The organism is Streptomyces alkaliphilus, from assembly GCF_014141535.1.
Classification (GTDB): Bacteria; Actinomycetota; Actinomycetes; order Streptomycetales; family Streptomycetaceae; genus Streptomyces; species Streptomyces alkaliphilus.
This window is the reverse complement of the sequence record NZ_VKHT01001539.1, coordinates 1-771: the sequence shown is the minus strand read 5'-3', so window position 1 is coordinate 771 and position 771 is coordinate 1. Positions and strand designations below refer to the sequence as shown.

1 protein-coding gene is annotated in these 771 nt (G+C 73.3%); it reads left to right on the top strand.

Translation table 11 applies throughout. The features are described from left to right. Positions 1–126: 126 nt before the first annotated feature. The coding region (locus FNQ90_RS25555; protein ID WP_182608478.1) for an MFS transporter at positions 127–771 on the top strand (645 nt) is incomplete at its 3' end.

Here is a 771-nt window from a genome sequence, read left to right as displayed (position 1 = left end):
GGGGAGAACCCCTCGGGGGAGGAGACGCCCGGCGGCCCGACGGCGGGGATCGCACCGGACCCCGCTCCCTCCCCGGCGGGGCCGGTCCCCTCGAAGCCGCCGTCCGTCCCGGCCCCCCGGGCCTCGATGCGGAGCGAGATCGCGGTCGGTCTCGGTTGGCTGTGGCGGCACCGGATGCTGCGTTCCCTGGCCATCGCCCTGGCCTGGTCGAACTTCATGTCCTCGGCGGCCTTCGCGGTCTTCGTGCTCTTCGCGCAGGAGGTGCTGGACGTCGGTCCGATCGCCTTCGCGATGCTCGGATCGGCCGGTGCGGTCGGGGCTCTGATCGGCAGCTTCGGGGCGGCCCGGCTCGGCGCCCTGCTCGGGCCCTCGCTCAGCCTGCGGGTCAGCGCGGCGATCTTCGCCCTGACCTTCCTGACCACGGGGCTGACCTCCAACCCGTGGGTGGTGGCCTCGGCCTCCGTCCTCGCGGGCTGTTCGGTGGCGTTGTGGAACGTGATCACCGTCACCCTGAGGCAGACGATCGTCCCGGACGACCTTCTGGGCCGGGTGAACAGCGCCTACCGGACGATGGGCTGGGGGATCATGCCGATCGGCGTGGCGGTGGGAGGTGGCCTGGTGACGCTGGTGGAGGCGGTCGTCGGCCGGGAGGCGGGGCTGCGCGCCCCCTTCCTGGCGACGGCGGTGCTCTCGCTGCCGTTGCTGTGGTACCTGGGACGTCGACTCTCGCCGGCGATCATCCGGGAGGCGGAGGAGCGCGCCGAGGGGGAC